Genomic DNA, 24,453 nt, shown 5'->3' on the forward strand with positions numbered 1-24,453 from the left:
AGGGGAAATATATCCCAAAACTGCGATATAGAAATGAAGGCAAGCCAATTTAAAAAACTGCTTACTGCTTATTTGAAGAATAAGCTAAACAAGACAGACAAAAACCTAGTCCAGAATTGGTACGATGCTTTTGGCGAATCGGAAGCAGGAGTACCAGGCTTAGGAAACCAGCGTGAAGAACAGCTGCTGAGGGATGATTTACTGAACCGTATACAAGTTCAGTTGAACCAGCCGGAAAAGCCTGTATACCGGTTAATCTCCTTCAGAAATATTGCTGCCTCAATTGTGCTGGTTGCCGGAGCCGGGTTTGCCACCTGGTTTTTTATAGCCAAATCAGCTCAGGAGCCTAAAACAGCTGTAAATCAATTTCAGGTCATCACCACAATTTCAGGACAAATGAAAAAACTGATCCTTCCAGATAGTTCGGTTGTGCATTTGAATGCCAATTCGAGAATCAGGGTTCCGCATCGTTTTTCACTAAAAGACAGACAGTTTTATCTGGAAGAAGGTGAAGCCTTTTTTGAGGTCACAAAAGACAAAACCAGGCCTTTTATTATCCATAGCGGACAGCTGAATGTGAGGGTGCTGGGTACTTCATTTAATGTCCGTTCTTACAGGCGGCTTTCAGATATAAAAGTAGCGGTTACAACTGGCAAAGTACGTGTTAGTGGCAACGGATTGATTTACGGAACATTAATTCCCGGCCAGCAGCTTACTTACCATAAGGCGAACAAGGCGGTACAGCTCTCGGAAGTCCGCCCCTCAGATAACCAGGCCTGGATTAATGGAAAGGTTTATCTGGAAAAGGCAGGATTTGAAGAACTCGCTTTAACCATGAATAACATGTATGGGGTAAGTTTAAAAAATGAAACCGTCAATAAGGTAAAATATCAATACAATTTAACGCTACGGTCGGATCGTTCTCTTGAGGAAACCATGAGGCTGATCTGCGCCATCAATGGTCATCATTACAAGAAATCAGGTAAGGAAATACTGATCTATTGAGCCGCCAACAATTCAAACGTTAACAAGTTTTAAACCAATCTTACACATATGAAACAAAACTTACTGCAAATGCAGAAGGCAATGCGTATTACATTATTAATATTTGCACTTGTGTTTTCGGCCTCACAACTGCTGTTTGCAGTCAACGGCCGGGCGCAGGTTCTTGAACAGCGATTAAACATTTCAATAGACAAAGGAAACCTGTATCAGGCAGTCAAAAAGCTGGAAAAAGCAGGGAAAATAGAATTTGCATTTGACAATGCAGTCCTGAGCCTGGAGAAGTTCAATGTAGCCCCCCTGGCATTTAAACAAACACGCCTGGCTGACATACTGGAGAAACTGTTTGCCGGAACAAACATCGCTTTTAAAGCCGAGGGTGGCTCCAGCATCCGCTTTTTTAAAAAGCAGAAACCGGGAAAAATCAGTGGAAAAGTGACTGACGATAAGGGTGAAAGCCTTCCAGGAGTGGGGATCAGGGTGCCGGAACTGAACCGTAGCTTTACCACCGATTCGGCAGGCAATTATTCGATAACAGCGGCACCCGGACGATATACGGTCGAAGTCAGCTATATTTCCTTTAAAACACAACGTTTTACCAATGTCCAGGTTCAGGAGTCGGTAACCACCACGCTAAATGTAGTCATGATTGCACAGGCCGGCAACCTTGATGAGGTAGTGGTAATTGGCTATGGAACAGTTAAAAAAAGTGACCTTACCGGGGCCGTTACTGTATTGAAGATGAAGGATATAGAAAATGTACCTGTAGTAAGGGTAGATCAGATGCTGCAGGGGCGCATAGCAGGAGCAGAGATTGTAAGCACAAGCGGTGAACCCGGCGCCGGAACCTCCATACGCATCAGGGGTACACGTTCCATATCGGCTACAAACGAACCGCTGTATGTTGTTGATGGTGTATTGGACGCGGTGAGCAGTCTGAACGATCTGAACCCTGGTGACATCGAATCTATCCAAGTGCTTAAAGATGCTTCATCTACAGCTATCTATGGATCGAGAGGAAGCAATGGTGTAATTTTAATCACCACCAAAACCGGTGGTACTGATGGAAAAACCAATTTCACCTTCCGTTCAGATCTGGGGCAGTCTGTTTTGCCCCGATTTCTCGACCTGATGAATGCCAGGGAATTTGCTGAATTGCAAAACGATCGCTTTTACTTCAGCAGTACCGCAAATCAAAGCAAACCCCTCGAAGAATACCCTTATAAAAACCCGGCTGCTCTGGGCGAGGGTACCAATTGGACCAAAGAAATTACAAGGACTGCACCTTATCAGAACCATACTTTCTCAATGGCCGGAGGCGATAAATCTACCAATTACTACTTCTCTGCCAATTATAACGATACCGAGGGGATCATTCTGAGCAGTGGTATGAAACGCATACAGTCCCGTCTTAATCTGGATAAAACTTTTAATAAATTCGTTAAGTCGGGCCTGAGGCTAAACTACTCCTACATCAACCAGGATGTAAACAAAGTAGATGTGGGAACGAGCACACTCTGGTACCGCTCAACCGTGTTTCTGGCACCAACCATCGCTGCCTATAAGCCCGATGGTACTTTAAACGATTTCAATACGCAATGGTATACCGGAACTTTATTCGATTCCCCGCTTGCCAATTCCCTGCTGCAAAAGAAAGATCAGGTGAAGAAAACACTGTCAGCTATGCTTTATGTGGAGGTAAGCCCCCTGAAATCGCTTAAATTAAAAAGTTCGGTATCATTTTACGATTACAACAGGTTCGATGATACCTTTTATCCATCTACATTGCCCACAAGGATGAGCAAGAATACCGGAGCTTATGGTTACAAAAGAGGGTTTAAGGACAACAACATCCTGAATGAAAACACAATCAGTTACAAAAAGGTATGGAATAAACGCCACAACCTGGACGCCGTATATGGCATTACATTTCAGACCTTCTGGACAACCGATCTGTATGCCAGCGGCGATGGTTATTTTATAGATGACATTGAAACGAATGATCTGGCAGCAGCGCCAACCAAAGAAACCCTGAATGCGGGGTCGAGCCTGGAGCGCCAGAACAAGATTTCCAATCTGGCCAGGGTAAACTACAATTACAATGGTAAATATTACCTAACCCTTACGGCCAGGGCAGATGCAGCTTCAAACTTTGCTACAGATCATAAATGGGGTTATTTTCCATCAGCTGCTATAAAATGGAATGTGCTCAAAGAAGATTTTATGAAACCTTTAAAAGGTTTCAGTGAGCTGGCGCTCCGGCTGAGCGGAGGGGTTTCCGGTAACGATGCCATTTCCAAATATCAATCTCTGGCGCGCATGTCCTCAAATGCCAATGGGTATATATTCGGCGGAGTTACACCAGTGGCCTATTACCCAACACGCATCACCAATGAGGGCCTGACCTGGGAGAAGACAACTTCCTATAATGCAGGCCTGGATGTCGCCATTTTAAAGAACCGCCTGGCCTTCACCCTCGACGCTTATACCAGCAACACTACCGATCTGTTGCTTACCGTGCAATTGCCTACGCATGTAGGCTACACCAGCAGGCTAACCAATATCGGCAAAACGTCCAACAAGGGACTCGAATTGGCCATAGATGCTAAAAACATTACCCGTAAAAATTTTAGCTGGTCTACAACGATAACATTTGCACACAACAAACAGATGGTTGAAGATATTGGGGGGCTGGATAAAATATCGGCCTATAATAATGGCTTTGGTGCCCAATATATGATGTACGGATATGTAAAAGGTAAACCTCTAAATGCACTATGGGGAATGCAGTATGCGGGTGTATGGAAATCGCAGGCAGAAATAACCCAAAACCTTACTGATAAAAAATACGCATCCTCGGCTGTCAATTTTTATCAACCTGGCCGCCAGCGTTATATAGACCAAAACAACGATGGAATACTGGACAATAGCGACCTGGTTTACCTGGGAAATGCAGATCCAAAACTTTATGGGGGAATCCAGAACAATTTTAATATATATGGTTTTAATGTTGGGTTTTTCCTGAACTATTCAATCGGTGGAAAAATCTATAATCCTGTTGAGCTCTTTATGGGTACGGGTACTTACCTCTCAAATCAGTTCAGGTATATGGTAAATGCCTGGCACCCGGTGCGTAACCCTAATTCAGATTATCCAAGAGCAGATTCTAAAGACGATATTCCTAACGACCGTTTTGTACATAGCGCCAGTTTCCTGAGGTTAAAAAATGCTTCGATAGGGTATACCTTTAACCTTGCGCGGCCTACCAATAACCTGCTAAAGTCGCTTACGCTTACCGCAAACGGCAACAATATCTATCTGTGGAAATACTACAATGGCTACGACCCTGAAGTTTCTACCGAAAGTGAAGGCTCCACCATCAGAAGGATGGATAATGGTGCCTATCCAAATAGCCGTACCCTGACTTTTAGCGCTGAATTAAAATTCTAATACACAACATTTAAAGTATAAAATGATGAAGAAAAAATATACCTTAATCGTGCTTGCACTGCTGGTCTTCTTAGGCTCATGTAAGGATGCTCTTCTGGAAGAGCCGGGCAGCTTTGTATCACCCAAGCAGTTCTTTAACAATGAAAATCAATGCATAGCAGCCCTGAATGGGTGTTACGTTCCCTTTACCAGCATCTATAATTCTGGATTAATTATTGCCAATGAAGCCACTACAGACCTCGCCTACCTGAATTCTGCGCAGCTGGATGCCAAATTCGAAATCTCACCGGCCAACCCCGGAATGGGGCAGGCCGTATGGACGCAGGCTTACAAAGGGGTAATGTTCTGTAATTCCACAATTTCTGGAATTGAAAGGTCGCCGGTTAACCAAGACCGAAAAAAATTGCTTCTGGCAGAAGGTGCAACCTTAAGGGCAATGTATTATTATATCCTGACCAGCACATTTGGCGACGTTCCTTTTTATACAGAAGATGTCGCTACCCTGGAGGTCCTGGAAAAAGTTACAGCTTTGGGCAGAACCAGCGCTACAGAGATCAGGAAGACCTTAATTGCCGAATTGCAACAGTATGCAGCCAGCCTGCCATCAAAAAGAACATCCGATGTGCCGGACAATAGAGTATCCGGCCCAATGGCATATCTGCTCATTGCAAAAATGGCGATGTGGAATAAGGATTACACGGTAGCATTGAGCGCCCTGAAGGAAATTCAAAAGGTATACGGCCTGTTGAACCAGTATCCACTTACCGATACCTATTTCAGAAATAAAAACACCCCCGAATCCATATTTGAGGTACAGTTCACCTGGTCTGCCTCCGGGCTTAAAAAAACGACCAATGTTGCCTGTTTTTTCACGCCCACCAAAAAGGCTTCGACAGATATTTACGATGGAGTTTCCATCCCCGAACTTGGTGCCAAAGCCAACCCGTATGCATCAATTACGCCCTCTGCCTATTTCGTTTCTTTATATGAACTGGACGATCCGCGCCGTAACATCATTCTGGCCTATACCTATGAAGACAAGTGGTTTACCCGGCCTCAAAGCGCAAACGGAACCGGGAAACCATGGATGGGCGCCAAATTCTGGTGCCCGGGAATGGACAATGCAGCTGACGGCAACAATCAGAAAGTGTTCAGGTATGCAGATGCATTATTGCTGATGGCCGAGTGTGCCAACGAAACCGGGGATACCCAGCTGGCATTAAACAGCATCAATGAGGTGAAGGGCAGGGCATCTGCTGATTTTAAAATGACCAGTTACCCTGGCAAAGATGAATTCTTTGAAGAGCTAAAAAAGGAGAGGGCAAGGGAACTTATGGGAGAATATACCCGCAAATGGGACCTGGTACGCTGGGGCATTTTTTATGATGCTGTAAAAGCAACTTCCGCCACAGAATACGTGGAAATTAACAACAACATCAGACGCTATCATGAGTATTACCCAATTTCAGACAGCGAAGTGATGCGCTCATCAGGACACCTTTCAAACCCCGCTTATACCGGTCAGTAATTAAATCAAAATAGAATGAAAACATTAACTAAATACAGCGCCCTGATCCTGCTGCTAGCCATCTGCCATCTCTCAGGACAGGCACAAAATAAAACCAGGATCATCAGCTACAATATCCTGGAAGGGATGAAAACAGATACCACTAAAGGAAAACAGGATTTTGTGAAATGGCTAAAGTCTGAAAACCCGGATATCCTTGCCCTGCAGGAATGCAATAAATTTACGCAAAAATCGCTGGAAGAACTTGCACGCAGTTATGGGCATCCTTATGCTGTGCTGCTTCGTGAGCAGGGATATCCAGTGGCCCTTACCTCCAAATACCCGATAGTGAATGTAGAAAAGGTAACAGACAACATGCATCATGGTTTTATCCAGGCTAAAATCAAAGACCTGAACATCATCGTTTTGCACTTATCGCCGCATAAATACTGGAAAAGAAGAGAAGAAATTGATGTGATCCTGGCTACAATTGCTGCTGCCCGGCAGCAAGACAAATGGGTAGTTATGGGCGATTTCAATTCATTGTCGCCATTGGATAAAGACAATTATGCAGATGGGAAATATACCGAACGCTTGAAAGAGGCGGCAAAGAAATACAGCTTTCACGAAAACCTGGTAGAGGGTAAATACCTTGATTTTGAAGTGCAGAAGCGGATACTTGAATTCGGCCTGCACGACACAGCAAAAGAAAAGGCAAAGGGAAATGAGCCCAAAGCCAATAGGATAGACTATATCTATGTAAGCAAAGACCTCATGCCATTCGTAACAAAATCCCAGTTCATCAAGGATGACTTTACCGCTACGCATTCAGATCATGTGCCGGTTATAATGGAACTTAAAAGATAAAATTGAGTCATGAAAAGAATTTTGTTTTATGCGCTATTGCTGCTTACCGGGATAAGCAGCTGTAAAAAGGATGAGCTGGTCAGGTTTGGTACCGACCTGGCTATCAACAATAAAATTATCCGTCTGGCAGATAGTGCTGCAAGTACCCGTGTGCTCGTATACGCTGATGACAGCTGGAAAGTGCAGACAGAAGGCAATGCATCCTGGATTAAACTGGATAAAGAAGGGGGGACCGGAAAAGGGGAATTTTTGGCCACAGTGGAAAGCAATGCCGGAAACCTGCCCAGGTCTGTCAACATTCTGATCAGCGCCGGTAACAAAACAGACACCATCAGTTTGCAGCAAAGAGGTATTGTTGCCGCCATCAATATTACCGATGCCAACGCCAATGGGATTGCGGCAGGTGGCCTGATGAAAACCGCCATAAGCACAAATGTGCCATTTGATGTCATGAAGCATGAAGAGGTCTATGCTTCCGGCGGCACAAACTGGATCACTGGTTTAACCATTAACGGCAAAGACCTGAATTTTAGCCTGGGGCAGAACACTCAGGCTGAAGCCCGGGAAGCCCTCATCCGGCTATCGTATAAAGATGCGCTGGGTACTACGGTAAAAGACTCCATCCTGGTTACCCAAAACCCGAAGGGAAATTACGATCGGGCGGTGCTTAAAGATTTTGCCTACGTAAAAGCTATGCTGGCCACCGGTGAGGTAACGGAAGATATTTATATCGAGGGCGTTGTGGTCAGCGACAAAGGCAATCCGAATATTGCGCTCAATGCAAATAAAGCTACCAACAAACATGAAGTAGATAAGACCGAAAATGCCATCACCGCCTATATACAGAGCATGGACGGAAAGTCGGGCCTGATGATCCGGACAAAGACCGGCGGAGATAACATTTACGGAAATGGGGAAGTGGTAAAACTCTGGCTGAAGGGCACTACGTTAAGAAAGGAAATCAATCCTTCCAGAACAGTTTTAGAGCAGGTGCAGTCGGTAAACATCATTTCAAAAGTTGCCGGCAGTTCCCTGCAGCCCCGGGAAGTGTACATGAAAGACCTGACTGACAATGATCTTTATACTTATGTAAAATTGAAAGAAGTAGAGATAAGTGTACCTTCCGGCAGCTTCTTCAACATCAATGAAGGCTACAATTTAAGAACAGATGTATACCCGACAAACATCAGGGACATTAATGGAAGCAGTATGTACATGCTCACCAATATCGATGTGCCTTACCGCAGGGACGGCAAACGTGTTCCACAAGGATCGGGCGATATTACCGGTGTTTTGGTCCATGAAAAGCTGGCCAGATATGGTAATGATATCGGTAAATATGCCATCAGGCATCTCAAAAGAGAAGACATTGCCTTAAGAGAAAACCGTGAAGATGGTTTCTCAAATGTTTTGGTGGAATGGAGCAGGTTTAAATCTGAAGATGTTACAGGCGCTACAGAAGCAAAGAACCCGATGACGCCAGATACTGGCAGTGGTACTTTAAAACAAAGCGAAAAGGGCTCACTGGATTTTAGCGCAAACGGCATTTCTGGCGCCACAGATTTTAATGGGTTGATACAGGAACCTACAACCGTAAAAGGTGCGATTACGAACGGGGCCTGGATCAGTAAAAACTGGTGGAGCGATGCCAAAGGCCGGGGCAGTTCCTGGAACATCACGGTTTCAACTGCTGGTATTACTAAACCTATATCGTTGCAGATTGAAGGCAACAGCGATATTGGCGGTGCAAGGAATTTTATCGTGGAATGGTCTGCTACCGGTGCAGAAACGGGCACGTGGAACCAGGTAGGGGAGTTTACCTTTGAAGATGTGGTGAATTTTTCCAATACCCTCCTCACCCAGGTGCCCGGACTCAAAGTCTTGAATTTTCAGTTCCCGACGGCAGCACTGGGCCTTACCAATTTATACATCCGGATTCGGGTTAAAAATAAACTTGTAGGTACAGCAACAAGCCCTACAGGAGGAACGCTTGCGGCTGCCGGCATAACCCGTTTGGGGCATATATCTATAAAGTACAACAAGTAATCAGGGCTTTTACAAAAAAAAATTCTAATTTATTTGGAACAAAAATATTTTGTTGTACCTTTACATCGAGAGCGTTAATTTAAGCGGGGATAGCCATTCGTGGTTTTTATTCCCGCTTTCTTTTTACCCCTTTTTTCTGACGCATTAACCCACATTTTATTTCCAATTAAGCCTTTCGGCGGGGCATATCCTATAAAATACAAAAGCATCCCTGTAAGAGATGCTTTGGCTCAAGTCGGTACCGACTGTTTAAATTACAGTAACTTAACCTTAGTTGCGTTAAGGCCTTTTTTACCGTTTTCTACTTCATAAGTTACCTGGTCCTTCTCTTTGATCTGGTCAATAAGTCCGCTTACGTGTACAAAGATTTCGGGCTCTCCGTTATCGGGTACGATAAAGCCAAATCCTTTTGAGTCATTGAAAAATTTTACTGTTCCTTGTGGCATTGTTTTTAATTAAGTTTTGATTATGGATGAATTAAGGTATTAACCATAAAATAAATCTAGCAAATTATTAGCACATTTATTAGGTTTATCTTTAAATAACTAAACAGATTTTTTATGCCACACATTGTCATCATATCTTCCAGCGTTAGAAAGGGCAGAAACAGCCACAGAACCGCATTATTTTTTCAAAATTTTATAAGTTCAAATGCGCTGGCCTCGGTAGAGATCCTGGACCTGAAAAACTACGATTTCCCCATATTCGAGGAAAGGCTACGTTTTTTTGAAAATCCTACTTTGCTGATGCTGGAATTTGCATCAAAAGTGAAGCATGCGGATGGTGTACTGATTGTAACGCCTGAATACAATGGCGGCTACCCCAGTAGTTTAAAGAATGTGGTTGACCTGCTTTACGACGAATGGAGAAAGAAACCGGTTGCCATTGCTACCAATTCTGCCGGACCTTTTGGAGGTACCCAGGTCATTACCTCACTGCAATTCTCCTTATGGAAAATTGGGGCCTGGACAGTTCCGGCAATGTTTCCGGTACCAAAAGTGCAGGAAGCGTTTGACGAAAATGGCGCGCCTGCCGACGAAGCCGGAACCCATAAAAGGGCAACCATATTTATCAATGAATTGCTTTGGTGCGTGGAGGCGAAAAAAAGAATGGAATAAAAAAACACCCTGCCATAGGGTTGTCAGTCGCCCCTGTTTTCTTTGTTTCATAAAACAAAAAGAAACAGATTATGACAACAACAGAAATCACTACCGAAAACACATTGTTTATCTCTGCCCAGGATCTATTAAGTCACTGGCTTGGCCACAGAAGGCTTACAAGACGTGTAATTGAAGCTTTTCCTGATGATAAATTGTTTGATCACAGCATTGGTGGAATGCGCCCATTCGCTACCATGGTTAAAGAACTGATTGATGTGTCGGGTCCAGGGGTCCAGGGGATTGCCACTTCAGACTGGAGCAACAGTTCTGGCTTCGACGAACATTCAACGAAAGGAATCACATCAAAGGCTGCACTGCTGAATCTGTTTGATGAAAGTACGGACGCCATTGCCAGCTACCTGCCTACAATTTCGGCGGAGCGGTTTCAACAAACTGAAAGAGCTTTTGGTATGTATGAAGGTATTGTCTTCGACCTTATTCTTTATTTTATTGACAATGAAATCCATCACCGCGCACAAGGTACGGTATATCTGCGTAGCCTGGGTATTGAACCACCAGCTTTTTACAACAGGGACTAAATTTCTGAAACCTATATAAAGAGGGGCGCATAGCCCCTTTTTTATGATTGTATTTTGTTGCTTACAAAGCAATTTTTGGGATGCTATTTGTGTAATATTGGGTACACACAAATAGAAACCGATATGAAAAAACTAATCATCATCGCCATCGCTTGCTATGGCCTGAGCGCCCGCGCACAATCCGGCGAATCCAAAAATTTTATTTACCTCTATTCAGATTCTGTCATTCATGCCAGAAATATCACCTTACGGCCCGATGCCTTCGGTTCCTGGCAGCTGAGGGTGGATTCCAGGCGTATTCCACCTCAGCAGGTAAAATTTTTCAGCAATAGGAATGGTTTTTTTGCCAATACAAGGCGATTGAACTTTGCCGGGATAACGGCGTTTTCTGAACGTGTTATTGAAGGCCGGATCAATCTGTATCAGCAAACCAGTTACGAGCCCGGCTTGTACAACGATTACCATCACCCGCACCATCAGCATTACAGCAGCAGGCAACCCGTTGATATCAGGATGTATTACAATAAGGGTTTTAGCGATCTGCAGAAAGTAAATTACCATAACCTGAAGCTGGATATGGCCGATCATCCCGAAAGCATGGACCTGCTGGCGGGTTACAGAAGAAGCATGAGTACGGGCAAATTGATGTATGTAGCGGCGGGCGCAGCTATTGCAGCCGGCATTGTTTCCTTTTTAGTGGGTACCGAAAAAAGCAGTATGGCGGCTACAGAAAGGGGCTATACAGCAGGTTTTGCCCTGATAGGGGCCGGGGCAGGCCTGGCATTTGGCGGGTATGCAGTGTCTGCAAAAGCAAACAGGCATCTGGAAGATGCGATCGAGGCCTATAACCGCTAAACTTAAAATTCAATCCGTGCCTCTTTTATAAAGGCACGGATTCCCTGTCAAATTACAGTTGAAGGCCCTTTTCCGACAATTCAAATTCTATTTAAACACTTCACACTTTTTTTTATGTACACTGGGTTTGAACAGCTAATTTTGGGCCGTTTAAAACACCTCATACATACATGAAAAGAATCCTTATTTTTTTATTATTCGTTGTGGCCGCACCGTTTGCTTTGCTGGCACAGCAACGCTTTACGATAAGCGGTACCGTACGTGATGCTTCATCTGGAGAAACATTGATCGGGGCAACCGTTAAACTGCAGTCTACTACTCATAAAGCTGGTATTGCCACTAATGCCTACGGGTTCTATTCGCTCACTGCTGCCGAAGATACATACGACCTGCTGGTGAGCTACAGTGGCTACCGCAGTTTTACTCAAAAGATTACATTAAATAAAGTACTCAAAGTCAACATAGAGCTCAGCGCCGCTGCTGATTTGCAGGAGGTGGTAATCAGCGCCGGTGACAAGAAGAATGAAAATGTAAAAAGCCCGCAGATGGGCCTCTCTAAAATAGACATGAAAACGCTCGACAATGTGCCGGTATTGCTTGGCGAAAAGGATGTGTTAAAAACCGTACAGCTATTGCCAGGTGTTAAAGCCGGTGGAGAGGGAAATACCGGTTTTTTTGTGCGTGGAGGTGCCTCAGATCAAAACCTGATCTTGCTCGACGAAGCAACGGTTTACAATTCTTCACACCTGCTGGGCTTCTTTTCTACCTTTAATGCCGATGCTATAAAGGACGTTAGTTTATATAAGGGAGGAATGCCCGCTCAATACGGCGGACGTTTGTCTTCTGTACTGGATGTGAAGATGCAGGATGGTAACGATAAAGAGTTTAAGGTAGAGGGCGGACTGGGCCTCATCGCATCAAGAATAAAGGCCGAAGGACCTATTGTTAAAAATAAAAGTTCATTTATGGTAAGTGCCAGGCGTACTTATATCGATCTGTTACTGAAAGCTTCAGGCGATTCAGCCCTTAAAAATAATACACTAAACTTCTACGACATCAACGCCAAAATAAACTATAAGTTTGACGATAAGAACACCCTGTTCCTTTCCGGTTATTTCGGACAGGACAACATTGGAATAAAAGACCTGTTTGCCAACGATTGGGGCAATACTACGGCAACTGTACGCTTTAACCATGTCTTCAACAGCAGGTTATTCTCCAACACGTCATTTATCTATAACAAATACAGCTATGCCATCGAACTTCTCGATGAGAACAGCAATGCGAAAGTAAATTCGCTGATCAGGGATTACAATTTTAAGGAAGACCTGCAATACTATGCCGACAATCACATCTTAAGATTTGGCTTACATGCCACGCACCACAGGATTGCGCCCTCAGATATCAGGGTATCGGCCAATTCCAGCTTTAACCCGCTCTCTATAGAAAACCGTTATGGCCTGGAGTTTTCTGCCTATATATCCGACGAATGGACGGTTACCGACCGTTTAAATTTATTGTACGGACTGCGGTTAAGCCAGTTTTCGCTGCTTGGCCCCGGAACAATGCCTACCTATAACACCTCCGGTGAAGTTACTTCCTCAGCCAGCTATAAAAAAGGTGAGTTTGTGAAAAACTATTTTAACTTGGAGCCACGCTTCTCCGCAAGTTATAGCCTGAACAATAAAAATTCAATCAAAGCATCGTATAACCGCAATACGCAGAACATACATATCCTGAGCAATTCAGGTACCGCTTCACCAACAGATCAGTACGTGATGAGCAGCAATAACATTAAACCGGAAATTGCAGATCAGGCAGCCCTGGGGTATTTTCGAAATACAGAGGATAACGGATTTGAATTCTCTGCTGAGATCTATTACAAATGGATGCAGAACCAGATCGACTATAAGGATGGGGCAGAGCTTACCGCAAATGCAGATGTAGAGGTGGAATTGCTTTATGGAAAGGGCAGAGCCTATGGTCTGGAACTCTATGGAAAAAAAACAAAGGGGAAATTTACCGGATGGATCAGCTATACCCTATCCAAAACGGAGCGCCAGTTCGACCAGATCAATAACGGGAAGTATTTTAACGCCCGGCAAGACCGTACGCACGACCTGGCCCTGGTTGGTATGTATAACCTTGGCCGGAGATGGTCGGTATCTGCCAACTATATCTACAGCACAGGGAACGCTGTTACTTATCCGGCAGGAAAATATAATATCGGTGGTCTGAACACCTATTATTATACAGAAAGGAATGCCAATCGCATGCCACACACTTCCCGTCTGGACATTGGTGCTACCCTGAAGGCTAAAGAAACAAAGCGCTTCCAGTCTAGCTGGACATTCAGTGTTTACAACGCCCTGAACCGTAAAAACCCCTATGCTATTCAATTCCGGGACAAAGAAAATGACCCGACACGCACAGAAGCTGTACAAACCAGCCTCTTTGGTATTATCCCTTCCATCACCTATAACTTTAAATTTTAAGAGACATGCTAAAACATATTAAACTGCTTAGCCTGCTTATTGCCCTGGCATTTTGCATCACTTCATGCGAAAAAGTAATCGACGTGAAATTAAATACTTCTGCAACCCAAATGGTTATAGAGGGAACCATCACAAATCAGAACGGTCAGCAATTGGTGAAACTCAGCCAATCGGTACCTTATACCAACAACAATACTTTTCCGGCAGTTACCGGTGCAACGGTAAATGTAACCGATAACCAGGGGCATTCATGGGCATTTACAGAAAGCAGTCCGGGAAATTATACCTTTGGCCCTTTAAAGGGAGAACCAGGTCATACCTATACGCTTACCGTAAATGTAAACAATACGGTTTATAAGGCTATATCTACTATGCCAGATTCGGTAAACATAGATTCTTTGGACGTGAAAGTCTTTAATTTTGGAGGCGAGGATATCAAGCAGGCGCAGGTACATTATACCGATCCGGCAGGCGTAGCAAACCAGTATAGGTTTGTCATGAAGGTAAACGGTGTACAATCCAAACAAGTGTACGCCGAAAACGACCGCTTTACCAACGGTAACGCAGTTCCCACAGTTTTGTTTTTCAATGGAAACAATGATGACGATGACGAGCTTAGGAGCGGAGACAAAGTGGATATTGAGATGCAATGTATCGATAAAAATGTCTTTAATTATTGGTTTACCCTTAGTCAGCAAAGCCAAAATGGCCCTGGGGGAGGTACAATACCCGGAAATCCGCCTTCCAATGTCAGTAATGGTGCACTTGGTTATTTTAGCGCCCATACCGTCAATAAAAAACAAATGGTAGTGAAGTAAGTTGCCTAAAAAAGAGTCGTCAGTCGTGTTTCACAATTTCTATTTGATATATTTGTGGTCTTTTTTATTAAAGATTCAATAACAATAGTATGATTGACGACTCTATGCCACATTTAAAATTTAACCCGGAGCTAATTCAGATCAAACCCATTTCAGCACTTAAGCCGGGCGATAAATTACTGAACCTTGGCGAGGTACTTGAAATAGAAGAAAGCGATGAAATATATACTGTGATTATTTACCGGATGACACAGAAACAGGTGTTTAAATTTGAAAAAGGTACCAGCCTGTATTTGATCGACGAAGATCAGTTTGAGGCATCGGTATAAATTGACAAAAAAACAGCAATCGAAAACAATGCAATATAGTTGCATCTTCATACTTTTGATGTATTAAATAATTTACTGAAAATTGATTAATACCTGGAAATATGAAATACGATGTGATCATTATTGGGGGAAGCTATGCTGGTTTATCTGCTGCCATGTCATTGGGCAGGACGATCAGAAAAGTACTGGTAATAGACGAAGATAAACCCTGTAACCAACAAACACCCCATTCGCATAATTTTTTAACCCAGGATGGAAGTACTCCGGCTGCTATTGCTGCCTTGGGCAGGGAACAGGTATTGAAATATCCAACTGTAGCTATTCAGGAAGGCAGGGCCATTGGCGTAAAGGGAACAGATGGTAATTTTGAGGTCTCAACTGCTGCAGGCGAACAGTTTTATGCTGGCAAACTGATCTTTGCTACAGGAATAAAAGATATAATGCCAGGCATTCCCGGCTTTTCAGATTGCTGGGGCATATCGGTGATCCATTGTCCGTATTGCCATGGGTACGAGTATAAAACGCAGCAAACCGGTATTTTGATAAACAGCGATATGGTAGCTGACTTTGCCGGAATGATCAGGAACCTGACCGATAAACTCACAGTTTTTACTGACGGAATAGCCTTAATCAGCAAGGAAAACCAGCAGCGGCTTGGTAAAATGGACGTTAAGATAGACGAAAGGAAGATAGAACAGATACTGCACAACAATGGCAACATCGGCAAACTGGTATTTAAAGACGGTACTTTTATGCTGGATGCCTTGTACGCCAGGCTTCCTTTTGAACAGCATTGCAGCATACCAGAAACGTTGGGATGCAATTTTACCGATATGGGCTTCATACAAGTGAATGATTTGCAAAAGACAAGTGTTGCCGGTGTATTTGCAGCAGGGGATAATGTAACACCCTTCAGATCGGTCGCAGCTGCAGTAGCAGCAGGCAGTAAAGCCGGCGCTGCAGTTAACCACGAACTTGTGGCCGAAAAGGTGTGGTAATGCTTTATTTACTGGCAAGTACCGGATCAGCATCCTGAACCAGGTACCTTGAAGTATAATTCTGGTCGCTTACATGGATAAACAATACCGTCCCTTCTTCAAGCGTGCGGACTACAGTGCCAGCCAGTTCCTGAGGCACTGCCGGGCAACCCTGGCTGCGCCCCAAACGTCCCAGTGCATTTATAGTTGCCTGGCTTACATAATCTGCTCCGTGAAGTACAATGGACCTTTTTCTGGCATTGGAGTTAAAACCTTCATCCATTCCATCCAGCCTTAACGAAAGTCCATGTTTACCATAGTAACTTTCTCCCGTTATAAAAAAGCCCATACTGCTTTTCAGGGATTCGCTGGTATTGGAAAAGAAAGTAGCCTTGTCGGCTCCGCTGCGCTCCCCGTGGGCGACCCATGTATTTAAAACTAACTTTTTTTGTTCCAGATCAACAATCCATAAGCGTTTACTGGTGCTGTTCTTATCAAAATCAGCGATGCTCAAAATAGACTTGTTTTCAGAGAGCCTGCCGGTATTCTTCAGATTGAAGTACCCGGTGAGTGCTTTTTCGAAAACAACAAATGATAAACCGCTTGCTGCAAGCTCTGCTGTCTCATAAAGCGTCCTGGCACTTGTATAATGAATGGTATTGCTGTCTGTAACGATATTGTTTTTTACAACCTTTCTGTCGATCGGTTTCCAGCTGATGGTAATAAATGCAAGCATAAGGATAACTGATCCCGCCCCTCCAAAAAAACTTCCCCTCATAGTTATTGTTTTGCTCTCTTTTCTGTTTTATTTATCCTTATTTGTTTAAACTTCTACAAAAATAAAAATATATTTTATAATAATACTCATTTTTAAGTGGTTACGCTAATACGACTTAACGTGGTTACGGGAGTATTAGTATTGCCAGTCGTAATGAATATTTTAAAACAGACCGTTAACGCTTATCTTCCTGCATCAGGTTTATAATCCGCTCTTTGTCTTTCACCTGGTCTTTTAAAGTACTGATCAGTTCCTTGCAGGTCCTCAGATTGGCCTTCAGGTCGCCATACTCTGCTACAGGCTCTGCAAGTATATTGTCCTGGTAGTTTTGCTGAGCACCTTTGCCCTCATTAAAAAGTACACAGGGCGATATTTCAAGCTTTTCAGCGATCAGAAGGATGTCTTTATATTTAACAGATTCATTGAGCAGGCCTAGTCTCAGTCCATCAAATGTCTTCCCTATACCATGTGCAAGCCAGCTTAAAGATCTATTTTTATCTTTCAGGATTTTATCTATTGTTGCTTTTAAGGCCATATCTTTCTTTTTATTGCAAAGTAATAATTTGTCGTAAAATTTTTTACAAACTTCATCTTTTTTTGATTTATGCTCAAAAAATTTATGATAAAAAAATGCAGGATATTTATAATATTTTTTTAATTTTACCCCGAGAGCGTTAATTTGCGGGGGCAAAGTCTATTCAGACCTGTCTCCGCTTTTTTGTCCTTAAAGTTTTACCTGCCTGATAATGTTTTTGATGTTCAGTTCAATGATATCGGTCATGTTGCGGCAGTCAAGATACTGGCGATCAGAAAAATATTCGGCCATTCCTGTCTTCAGCTGTTCAATGTTTTTAGTTGTGGTAAGCGTCTCGGCATTAGATACATCACGCAAGTCAGTTAACCGATGTCTTTCACTTCTTACCCTGTGTAAAATGGCAGATTTCTCTTCCTGCTGGTATTGCAGATAGGTCTTATCGGTCAGTTGTTCCATGCCTAGCTTTACATAAGGAAAATTTTCCTTAAAGAACTGCGGAAGGTACACCTTGATGTTCCCTTCATAGAACTGCTGATCAAAGTCTATAGCCCTTATTCTGAACTGGATATCGTCAAAATCAGGGGTAATCTGCATCACAAAATTATAAGCCCTCATGTCGCCAAGCAGCATCACCAGGCAGCGCTCGTTAAACTTCACAAATTCCTTGGCTATCCGGGTTGGATTGTATTCGGGGTTATGCAGATAGTTTTTTGCAAATACATCGCCGGGAATCCCTGCAATGTGCTCTTCAACCAGCGTTTCCCGGTCAACCAGGTAATTGACCTGGTTAGGGGATAGGATCTCTTCCAGCTCCAGGCCGTAAATTCTCGATGCATCGGCCTTTTTAATATAGAAATAATCATAAACATCATTCAGCCTGTTTACAATCCTGATCCGGAATGGATGGGTATTGCCAAATGTGCAGTATTCTATTTTATCAATATATTTATGCTGTACTATACGTAGGTTACCCGATGCTTTCAGGTTGGCATAAATAATTTTTAACCCGTTTTGCAGTTCCTCCAGCCGGTCTGCCGCATAAATCGGTCCTTCCCAAAGCGAATCTTTGCCATATTTATCCATAATGGGGTAGGCCTCGGTAAACATCAGCAAATCATTGTAACTAATGGGCAATCTCGATTCACGCTGGTAGCTTTTAAGGTATTTTTGCAAGGCTGGCGATACTGGAAAAATAGGCTTCTTTTTAGATATCCTTACATCGTGCTGTTCCATTGTTACTAATTTCAGTTCAATTTACCATATAAAATGGTAAATGCCTAGTTTCATTTGAATTTCATAAGGGTGTAGATTTAAAGTCATATCGTATCCCGGTTAGAAAAATTTATCGGCCCATGCCGTAGTTTTGCGTCTTTGTAAATATGATGAAGAAACTACTCCATAACACACCGTTTTCAGTACTCGATCTTGCAACCGTTATAGAAGGGAAGACCCCTGCAGATACTTTTAAAAATAGCGCCGATCTTGCTCAGCATGCCGAAAAATGGGGTTATAACCGCTATTGGCTTGCCGAACACCACAATATGATCAGCGTGGCCAGTTCAGCAACAGCTGTAGTTATTGGACATATTGCAGCAGCCACAAAAACCATGAGGATAGGTTCTGGCGGGATCATGCTGCCCAACCATTCCCCACTCATTATTGCAGAACAATTCGGAACCCTTGAATCTTTATTTCCCGGACGTATAGACTTGGGTTTAGGGAGGGCACCCGGCACAGACCAGGTTACAGCAATGGCCATCAGGGGGGAAAGGTTTAGTGCTGCCAATAACTTTCCGCAGGATGTGCTGAAGCTGCAGGCCTATTTTTCTGCAGAGAACAATAACAGTAGCGTAAGGGCCATACCGGGTGAAGGATTGGATATTCCCATCTGGATATTGGGTTCCAGCACCGACAGTGCACACCTGGCCGCTGCCTTAGGACTTCCGTACGCTTTCGCAAGTCATTTTGCCCCTGCACAATTCATGACTGCCATTCATATTTACAGACAGAATTTTAAACCTTCTGACCACCTGAAAGAACCTTATGTATTGGCCTGTGTAAATGTTGTGGCAGCTGATACGGATGCAGAAGCTAACAGACTCGTAACCTCTCTTTATCAATTGTTTATGGGGATTGTAACCGGCCGACGCCGTTTGCTGCAGCCACCGGTTGACAATATGAACGAGATCTGGGATGTATATGAAGAGGAACAGGCAAGCCAGATGCTGGCTTGTACCTTTGTAGGCAGTAAAGCAACCATTAAACAAGAGCTGCAGCAATTTCTGGATAAAACCGGCGTAGATGAGCTTATGGCAACGGCCCATATCTTTGAACACAGTGCCCGTCTGCGTTCTTACGAAATACTCGCTGAAGTTTTTAAAACAGATTAAACTGCAGGTTTTTATTTTTGTTCTGTTTCTGCATATAATTTGTTTATCTTGATTAGCAGAAGAAGCTCAGATAATTTGCTACTCATGAAGCGCATTTACTATAAATATTTTTTTGTCTTGCATTTTTCACTGTTACTCCCGTTCGGACAGGTATCAGCACAATCAGGGTTGCAACGGCTGGACGATCAGATCCTGATTGATCTTGCTGGAAGCCGGACCCCGGCAAAGACCGGTTTCTTCATGTTCTTGTCAAAGCACAATGACGTGGTAAACGTAGGGGTTCCGCTTGGCCTCCTTGCCGGCGGTATAATTGCAGACGACAAAAAGATGCGCCAGAATGCTTTATATGTAGCCAGCAGTTCGGCTGTGAATGCCCTGGTTACCATGCTGATCAAGAAAGTAGTAAAAAGACCGAGACCTTTTCTGGCCAATTTTAAAATTCAGGCAGTTTATCAGCCAAGCCATTACTCATTTCCTTCCGGGCACACTTCTACTTCCTTTACTACAGCTACAGCGCTTTCACAGGCTTATCCAAAGTGGTATGTTGTTGTCCCTTCTTATTTATGGGCAGGTTCTGTTAGTTTCTCCCGTTTGTACCTAGGGGTACACTATCCAACAGATGTGGCAGCTGGTGCCTTGCTGGGAACTGGAACAGCTTTTTCTCTGCGCTCCATGCGTCCTGATTAACAGAATGGTAAAGCAGCCTTTGGGACCGTCCGATCTGCGCTTTATATTAAAGGAACTTTACAGGGGCCATTTGCCTTAACAAGCTCTTCTAATGCTTTGGTAAAACCCGGGTAATGTTGAGTTTATTCAAAACTCAGCCACGCAGGAAACAAAGGGTATATAAATTTCATGGTAAAAACCCCGGGCTTCTCTGCCTTTAAGCTATAAATACTTACATTCGCGTTTATTTTAACAAACGAATCAGAAGATTTATTATATGATCTGGGAAAAGTTATTATCATCCAAACGCTGGGGAAATGAAGACAGGTTTATGGGCAACCAGAAAGAGGCGAGGTCTGAATTTCAACGCGATTACGACAGGATTATCTTTTCTTCACCGTTCAGGAGACTGCAGAACAAAACACAGGTTTTTCCCCTGCCAGGCAGCGTATTTGTGCACAACAGGTTAACGCATAGCCTCGAAGTGGCCAGTGTAGGCCGGTCTTTGGGCACCATATTTTACAATAAGGTAAAGGACACAGACCCTGGAATAGACGATTCCTGCCCACTATTGTGTGAGATAGGAAATATCATTGCTTCGGCATGCCTGGCACATGATCTTGGAAATCCTGCATTCGGGCATTCCGGTGAATCTGCCATCTCACATTATTTTACCACTGGTGAGGGTAAAATCTACCAGTCTCATGTAACTGATGCCCAATGGGAAGACCTGATCCATTTTGAAGGAAATGCAAATGCGCTCCGGATACTTACCCATCCCTTTGCAGGTAAGGGCACAGGTGGCTTCGCCTTAACCTATGCTACCCTGGCTGCAATTGCAAAATATCCTTGTTCATCTGTAGCAGGGCATAACAAAAAGCACATCTATACCAAAAAATATGGGTTTTTCCAGTCCGAGCAACAGGGCTTTGAAAAGATTGCCGCCGAAATGGGTTTGCACAAAGTACAGGAATCACCGTCAATTTATAAGCGGCATCCATTGGCTTATCTGGTGGAGGCAGCGGATGACATCTGCTATAATATTATTGATCTGGAAGATGCACACCGCTTAAAAATACTGAGCTATAACGAGGTAGAGGCCTTGATGCTGCCTTTATGCAGGGATGAAAGAATGCCCGCACGTTTGGCCGAGATAGAAGATGACGATGCCAAAATTACCTTAATGCGGGCAAAGTCCATCAGCACACTGATTGGTTTATGTTCCGATCTGTTTTACCACGAGCAGGAAACGATATTGAACGGCGATTTCAATAAAAGCCTGATGGATGCCATAGCTGAACCGTTTTTATCGGTAATGAAAGAAATTGAACGCGTTTCAATTCAGAAAATCTACAATTACAATTCTGTTGTGCAGATTGAAGTGGCGGGTTATAAAGTAATGGGCGGTTTGCTGGAGGAATTTATTCCGGCCTACCTGCAGAACAGTTCTAAATACCACAAAAAGCTGATAGAACTGATTCCTAAGCAGTTTCTTACAGAAAAGACAGATGTCTACAGTAAAATTCAGACCGTTCTCGATTTTGTATCTGGTATGACAGATATCTACGCTGTTGAATTGTTTAGAAAGATTAAAGGAATCTCATTTCCTTCTATGAGCTAACAACAGATTTTGCCATATGAATAACATGTTTGGGAAAGATTAATTCTTAAACTCATATAAATTTTAGCTTTGCTTTAAATTGAATGTATACTGATGAATGTAGAAAACTTACAGCCTGCTGCATTATGGAGTAATTTTGCAGCGTTGAATGCCATACCCCGTGCTTCAAAAAAAGAAGAACGCATTATTGAGTTTATAGTAGCTTATGGTAAACAGCTGGGACTGGAGACTATCAAAGACCATATTGGTAACGTGGTAATCAAAAAACCGGCTACCAATGGGATGGAAGACAGGCAGACTGTGATTTTACAATCCCATCTGGATATGGTACACCAGAAAAATGGTGATAGCAATTTTGATTTTGATACACAAGGCATCAGCATGTATGTTGACGGCGACTGGGTAAAAGCCGATGGTACAACATTGGGCGCAGATAATGGAATTGGCGTAGCCACAATTATGGCTATACTTGCGGCAACTGATATTGCCCATCCGGAATTGGAAGCACTATTTACCATAGACGAGGAAACCGGCATGACGGGAGCAAAGGAACTGGACCCTTCTAACTTGTCGGGTACAATTTTATTGAACCTGGATACGGAAGAGGATGATGAACTGACCATTGGCTGCGCAGGTGGCGTAGATACCACAACGCAGTACAACTACCAGGAGCAACCGGTAGGCAAAGACAGTACCGCATTCAGCATTACTATAAAAGGTTTGCTTGGCGGCCATTCAGGAATGGATATCCATAAAGGACGTGCAAATGCAAATAAGCTCATGAACCGTCTCTTGTACAACGGGAATAAGGTATTGGAATTGCAACTCAGTAGTTTAGAAGGTGGTAGTTTGAGAAATGCCATACCCAGAGAATCTTCCGCTGTAGTTACCGTATCAGCAGGGCAAAAAGAAGCATTTCTTTCTTTTGCAGCAGATTTTTCTAAAGTCATCCAAGCTGAATATCAATCTATAGAACCGGCATTAAGCATCAGTGTAGCTGAGACTGAATTGCCGGAAAGGGTTTTGGAAAAATCGGACTACCTTAAAATCGTAAACGCTTTATATGCAGTTCCGAACGGGGTATTCAGAATGAGTCCGGATATTGCCAACCTGGTAGAAGCATCATCTAACCTGGCGAAGGTGAGCATTAAAGATGGTGAGTTCATTACAAAATCTTTGCAGCGCAGCAGTGTGGAAAGCACAAAAGAAGATGTAGCGATTGCTGTAGGTTCAGGGTTTGAAAATATGGGCTGCAGTGTAAGCACCAGTGGTGACTATCCGGGATGGAAACCCAATTCGGATTCCAAAATACTGGCGCTGATGCGGAGCCTGTACAAACTGAGCTTTAATGCAGAGCCCAATGTGAATGCCTGTCATGCAGGTTTGGAATGTGGCATTTTAGGCGCACATCTACCTGGTATGGATATGATTTCATTTGGGCCAACCATTCATGGTGCCCACTCGCCGGACGAACGTGTACAGATCTCATCTGTAAATAAATTCTGGAATTATCTTTTAAAGGTACTTGAAGAAATCCCTGCTCGTTAATTAATTATTAATTTCATTTCTTTGTATTATCTGGTAACGCTTAAATCATGATGCAATGAACGAGGAACTTTATCTTCATATTTTTAACAAGCAGAACAGCATTGAGCCGGTACCCTCTAATCAGGAAATAGCTGAGTGGGTAATCAATCTGATGAACCTGCTGTATCCTGAACGGTTAACCACGCCCGATTATTCTGTAAATGAGATTAAACGCAGGTTTGCACGGCAGGAAAAAGAACTCATTAAAATACTGAATGCGACCAAGGCTTGTGAAAATTTTGACAATGAGGCTATCGTTGCTGAGTTTTTTGACGGACTTCCGGAGCTTTACAGGAAGATGAATACGGATATTACCGCGATTTTGAATGGAGATCCGGCAGCAAAAAGCGAGTTTGAAGTGATCAGGTGTTATCCGGGCTTTCTGGCGATTGCGATATACCGGATTGCACACGTGTTGTTAAAGGCCAATGTACCGCTCATTCCAAGGATCATTACCGAGTATGCACATTCGATTACCGGTATTGACATTCATCCAGGCGCATTGGTTGGCGAGTATTTTTATATAGACCATGGTACCGGTGTTGTTATTGGAGAAACGACAGTGATAGGCAATCATGTAAAACTTTACCAGGGGGTAACCCTGGGGGCTTTAAGTGTAGAGAAATATATGGCAGACATTAAGCGCCATCCTACGATTGAAGATCATGTGATCATTTATTCGGGGGCTACCATACTTGGTGGCGAAACGTATATTGGCACAGGTTCGGTGATCGGGGGAAACGTATGGCTTACTAAAAGTGTTCCTGCGGGGTCAACCGTATACCACCAGTCGTCCATAAAAGTTATAGAAACAAAAGATCCTAAATAGAA

Annotated in this window: 21 protein-coding genes; 17 read left to right on the forward strand and 4 right to left on the reverse strand. The window is 43.4% G+C overall.

Annotated elements, in window-relative coordinates; genetic code table 11:
- The first annotated feature begins 33 nt into the window (after window positions 1-33).
- Genes B9A91_RS16695 through B9A91_RS16715 form a run of 5 tightly spaced genes read left to right on the forward strand, consistent with a single transcriptional unit; the run spans window position 34 to window position 8,872 of the window.
- Window positions 34-1,005, forward strand: a complete 972-nt coding sequence (locus B9A91_RS16695; protein ID WP_144008973.1) for a FecR family protein — start codon at window positions 34-36, stop codon at window positions 1,003-1,005.
- A gap of 48 nt (window positions 1,006-1,053) precedes the next feature.
- A complete protein-coding gene (locus B9A91_RS16700) occupies window positions 1,054-4,452 on the forward strand; it encodes a SusC/RagA family TonB-linked outer membrane protein (RefSeq protein WP_084240148.1) in 3,399 nt (1,132 codons plus the stop codon).
- A 22-nt stretch (window positions 4,453-4,474) separates the two neighbouring features.
- Window positions 4,475-5,980: a RagB/SusD family nutrient uptake outer membrane protein gene (locus B9A91_RS16705; protein ID WP_084240149.1), complete on the forward strand. Its 1,506-nt coding sequence runs from the start codon at window positions 4,475-4,477 to the stop codon at window positions 5,978-5,980.
- A 15-nt stretch (window positions 5,981-5,995) separates the two neighbouring features.
- On the forward strand, window positions 5,996-6,826 hold the full coding sequence (locus B9A91_RS16710; RefSeq protein ID WP_084240150.1) for an endonuclease/exonuclease/phosphatase family protein: 831 nt from the start codon (window positions 5,996-5,998) through the stop codon (window positions 6,824-6,826).
- Window positions 6,827-6,835: 9 nt separating this feature from the next.
- Entirely contained in the window at window positions 6,836-8,872 is a 2,037-nt protein-coding gene (locus tag B9A91_RS16715; RefSeq protein ID WP_084240151.1) for a BACON domain-containing protein, read from the forward strand.
- A gap of 254 nt (window positions 8,873-9,126) precedes the next feature.
- Here B9A91_RS16715 and B9A91_RS16720 read toward each other — a convergent pair whose 3' ends face one another.
- Entirely contained in the window at window positions 9,127-9,318 is a 192-nt protein-coding gene (locus B9A91_RS16720; RefSeq protein ID WP_084240152.1) for a cold-shock protein, read from the reverse strand.
- Between the two features lie 114 nt (window positions 9,319-9,432).
- On the opposite strand from B9A91_RS16720, the gene B9A91_RS16725 reads away from it, so the two are divergent.
- From B9A91_RS16725 to B9A91_RS16755, 7 genes are all read left to right on the forward strand, one after another.
- Window positions 9,433-9,990, forward strand: coding sequence for an NADPH-dependent FMN reductase (locus tag B9A91_RS16725; protein ID WP_084240153.1), 558 nt, complete (start codon window positions 9,433-9,435; stop codon window positions 9,988-9,990).
- 71 nt (window positions 9,991-10,061) lie between these two features.
- On the forward strand, window positions 10,062-10,571 hold the full coding sequence (locus B9A91_RS16730) for a DinB family protein (protein WP_084240154.1): 510 nt from the start codon (window positions 10,062-10,064) through the stop codon (window positions 10,569-10,571).
- Between the two features lie 123 nt (window positions 10,572-10,694).
- Window positions 10,695-11,426 (forward strand): hypothetical protein, encoded by a 732-nt coding sequence (locus tag B9A91_RS16735; protein WP_084240155.1) that lies wholly within the window; start codon window positions 10,695-10,697, stop codon window positions 11,424-11,426.
- Window positions 11,427-11,596: 170 nt separating this feature from the next.
- Window positions 11,597-13,921: a TonB-dependent receptor gene (locus B9A91_RS16740; protein WP_084240156.1), complete on the forward strand. Its 2,325-nt coding sequence runs from the start codon at window positions 11,597-11,599 to the stop codon at window positions 13,919-13,921.
- A 5-nt stretch (window positions 13,922-13,926) separates the two neighbouring features.
- Window positions 13,927-14,739: a DUF4249 domain-containing protein gene (locus B9A91_RS16745; RefSeq protein WP_084240157.1), complete on the forward strand. Its 813-nt coding sequence runs from the start codon at window positions 13,927-13,929 to the stop codon at window positions 14,737-14,739.
- Between the two features lie 89 nt (window positions 14,740-14,828).
- A complete protein-coding gene (locus B9A91_RS16750) occupies window positions 14,829-15,068 on the forward strand; it encodes a hypothetical protein (RefSeq protein WP_084240158.1) in 240 nt (79 codons plus the stop codon).
- A 101-nt stretch (window positions 15,069-15,169) separates the two neighbouring features.
- On the forward strand, window positions 15,170-16,066 hold the full coding sequence (locus tag B9A91_RS16755) for an NAD(P)/FAD-dependent oxidoreductase (RefSeq protein WP_084240159.1): 897 nt from the start codon (window positions 15,170-15,172) through the stop codon (window positions 16,064-16,066).
- A gap of 4 nt (window positions 16,067-16,070) precedes the next feature.
- On the opposite strand, the gene B9A91_RS16760 is transcribed toward B9A91_RS16755, so the two are convergent.
- The 3 genes from B9A91_RS16760 to B9A91_RS16770 form a co-directional block, all read right to left on the reverse strand.
- Window positions 16,071-16,823, reverse strand: coding sequence for a murein L,D-transpeptidase catalytic domain family protein (locus tag B9A91_RS16760; protein ID WP_084240160.1), 753 nt, complete (start codon window positions 16,821-16,823; stop codon window positions 16,071-16,073).
- A 175-nt stretch (window positions 16,824-16,998) separates the two neighbouring features.
- A complete protein-coding gene (locus tag B9A91_RS16765) occupies window positions 16,999-17,358 on the reverse strand; it encodes a hypothetical protein (protein WP_144008974.1) in 360 nt (119 codons plus the stop codon).
- 189 nt (window positions 17,359-17,547) lie between these two features.
- Window positions 17,548-18,591 (reverse strand): hypothetical protein, encoded by a 1,044-nt coding sequence (locus B9A91_RS16770; protein ID WP_084240162.1) that lies wholly within the window; start codon window positions 18,589-18,591, stop codon window positions 17,548-17,550.
- 146 nt (window positions 18,592-18,737) lie between these two features.
- Here B9A91_RS16770 and B9A91_RS16775 point away from each other — a divergent pair, with 146 nt between their 5' ends.
- The 5 genes from B9A91_RS16775 to epsC all read left to right on the forward strand — a co-directional run bounded on the left by B9A91_RS16775 (window position 18,738) and on the right by epsC (window position 24,451).
- Complete coding sequence (locus B9A91_RS16775; RefSeq protein WP_317043339.1) at window positions 18,738-19,748, forward strand: LLM class flavin-dependent oxidoreductase; 1,011 nt, start codon at window positions 18,738-18,740, stop codon at window positions 19,746-19,748.
- Window positions 19,749-19,832: 84 nt separating this feature from the next.
- Window positions 19,833-20,435 (forward strand): phosphatase PAP2 family protein, encoded by a 603-nt coding sequence (locus tag B9A91_RS16780; RefSeq protein WP_084240164.1) that lies wholly within the window; start codon window positions 19,833-19,835, stop codon window positions 20,433-20,435.
- A gap of 256 nt (window positions 20,436-20,691) precedes the next feature.
- Window positions 20,692-22,035, forward strand: coding sequence for a deoxyguanosinetriphosphate triphosphohydrolase (locus B9A91_RS16785; RefSeq protein ID WP_084240165.1), 1,344 nt, complete (start codon window positions 20,692-20,694; stop codon window positions 22,033-22,035).
- Between the two features lie 93 nt (window positions 22,036-22,128).
- Entirely contained in the window at window positions 22,129-23,583 is a 1,455-nt protein-coding gene (locus tag B9A91_RS16790) for an aminoacyl-histidine dipeptidase (protein ID WP_084240166.1), read from the forward strand.
- A gap of 55 nt (window positions 23,584-23,638) precedes the next feature.
- A complete protein-coding gene (gene epsC, locus B9A91_RS16795) occupies window positions 23,639-24,451 on the forward strand; it encodes a serine O-acetyltransferase EpsC (RefSeq protein ID WP_084240167.1) in 813 nt (270 codons plus the stop codon).
- Window positions 24,452-24,453: the final 2 nt, after the last annotated feature.

Source organism: Pedobacter africanus, from assembly GCF_900176535.1.
Taxonomy (GTDB): Bacteria; Bacteroidota; Bacteroidia; order Sphingobacteriales; family Sphingobacteriaceae; genus Pedobacter; species Pedobacter africanus.